This window comes from Shewanella sp. UCD-KL12, assembly GCF_001957125.1.
Classification (GTDB): Bacteria; Pseudomonadota; Gammaproteobacteria; order Enterobacterales; family Shewanellaceae; genus Shewanella.
In genome coordinates, this window is the sequence record NZ_MPHJ01000036.1 from 1 (window position 1) to 2,614 (window position 2,614).

The 2,614-nt window shown below is 50.6% G+C and carries 1 rRNA gene; it reads right to left on the reverse strand.

Going from position 1 to position 2,614, the window contains the following annotated elements:
• Nucleotides 1-27: 27 nt before the first annotated feature.
• Nucleotides 28-2,594: ribosomal RNA gene (locus BM736_RS24650) — 23S ribosomal RNA — on the reverse strand.
• Nucleotides 2,595-2,614 lie beyond the last annotated feature (20 nt).

Sequence of the window (2,614 nt, forward strand, 5' to 3'; positions counted from 1 at the left end):
TAATCACCACAAACCCATCTGGGTTGTATGGTTAAGCCTCACGAGTCATTAGTACAAGTTAGCTCAACGCCTCACAACGCTTACACACCTTGCCTATCAACGTCCTAGTCTAGAACGGCTCTTTAGAGAGATTAAATCTCTAGGGATGACTCATCTTAGGACTCGCTTCCCGCTTAGATGCTTTCAGCGGTTATCGATTCCGAACGTAGCTACCGGGCAATGCTATTGGCATAACAACCCGAACACCAGCGGTTCGTCCACTCCGGTCCTCTCGTACTAGGAGCAGCTTCCTTCAATCATCCAACGCCCACGGCAGATAGGGACCGAACTGTCTCACGACGTTCTGAACCCAGCTCGCGTACCACTTTAAATGGCGAACAGCCATACCCTTGGGACCGACTTCAGCCCCAGGATGTGATGAGCCGACATCGAGGTGCCAAACACCGCCGTCGATATGAACTCTTGGGCGGTATCAGCCTGTTATCCCCGGCGTACCTTTTATCCGTTGAGCGATGGCCCTTCCATTCAGAACCACCGGATCACTATGACCTACTTTCGTACCTGCTCGACGTGTATGTCTCGCAGTTAAGCTGGCTTATGCCATTGCACTAACCGTACGATGTCCGACCGTACTTAGCCAACCTTCGTGCTCCTCCGTTACTCTTTGGGAGGAGACCGCCCCAGTCAAACTACCCACCAGGCACTGTCCTCAACCCCGATTCAGGGGCCAGAGTTAGAACATCAAAACTACAAGGGTGGTATTTCAAGGTTGACTCCATACCGTATACTTCCTCTTGCGAGTTTGCACAGTACTGTGTTTTTGATAAACAGTTGCAGCCACCTGGTATCTGCGACTGCCAGCAGCTTARGGAGCAAGTCCCATCACCGCCGGCAGCGTACCTTCTCCCGAAGTTACGGTACCATTTTGCCTAGTTCCTTCAGCCGAGTTCTCTCAAGCGCCTTGGTATTCTCTACCCAACCACCTGTGTCGGTTTGGGGTACGATTCCTACTAACCTGAAGCTTAGAAGATTTTCCTGGAAGCATGGCATCAACTACTTCATCCCCTTGGGGACTCGTCATCAACTCTCAGCCTTATGTTCACCCGGATTTGCCTAAGTGAACAGCCTACAGCCTTAAACGCGGACAACCAACGCCGCGCTAGCCTAGCCTTCTCCGTCTCTCCATCGCAGTTAGCAGAAGTACGGGAATATTAACCCGTTTCCCATCGACTACGCCTTTCGGCCTCGCCTTAGGGGTCGACTCACCCTGCCCTGATTAACATTGGACAGGAACCCTTGGTCTTTCGGCGAGGGAGTTTTTCACTCCCTTTATCGTTACTCATGTCAGCATTCGCACTTCTGATACGTCCAGTGTGGGTTACCCCTTCACCTTCAACCGCTTACAGAACGCTCCTCTACCGCTTGCTAGTAAACTAGCAAACCCATAGCTTCGGTGTATTGCTTAGCCCCGTTAAATCTTCCGCGCAGGCCGACTCGACTAGTGAGCTATTACGCTTTCTTTAAATGATGGCTGCTTCTAAGCCAACATCCTAGCTGTCTAAGCCTTCCCACATCGTTTCCCACTTAGCAATAACTTTGGGACCTTAGCTGATGGTCTGGGTTGTTTCCCTTTTCACGACGGACGTTAGCACCCGCCGTGTGTCTCCCGAGTAGTACTCACTGGTATTCGGAGTTTGCAAAGGGTTGGTAAGTCGGGATGACCCCCTAGCCTTAACAGTGCTCTACCCCCAGTGGTATTCGCTCGAGGCGCTACCTAAATAGCTTTCGAGGAGAACCAGATATCTCCGAGTTTGATTGGCCTTTCACCCCCAGCCACAAGTCATCACCGCATTTTTCAACATACGTGTGTTCGGTCCTCCAGTTGATGTTACTCAACCTTCAACCTGCCCATGGCTAGATCACTCGGTTTCGGGTCTACACCTTGCAACTAAACGCGCAGTTAACACTCGGTTTCCCTACGGCTCCGCTATTCGCTTAACCTTGCTACAAAATGTAAGTCGCTGACCCATTATACAAAAGGTACGCAGTCACGGTCTCAAGAACCGCTCCCACTGCTTGTACGTACACGGTTTCAGGTTCTATTTCACTCCCCTCACAGGGGTTCTTTTCGCCTTTCCCTCACGGTACTGGTTCACTATCGGTCAGTCAGGAGTATTTAGCCTTGGAGGATGGTCCCCCCATGTTCAGACAAGATGTCACGTGTCCCGTCCTACTCGTTTTCACATAAAGTTAGTTTTCGTGTACGGGGCTATCACCCTGTGCCGCTGTGCTTTCCAACACATTCCACTAACACCCTCTATGCTTAAGGGCTAATCCCCGTTCGCTCGCCGCTACTAGGGGAATCTCGGTTGATTTCTTTTCCTCCGGGTACTTAGATGTTTCAGTTCCCCGGGTTTGCCTCACAACACTATGTATTCATGTTGTGATACTTACTTATGTAAGTGGGTTTCCCCATTCGGACATCGTTAGCTCAAATGCTTGTTACTAGCTCGCCAACGCTTTTCGCAAGTTACTACGTCCTTCATCGCCTCTGACTGCCAAGGCATCCACCGTATACGCTTAGTCACTTAACCATACAACCCACATAAGTTTG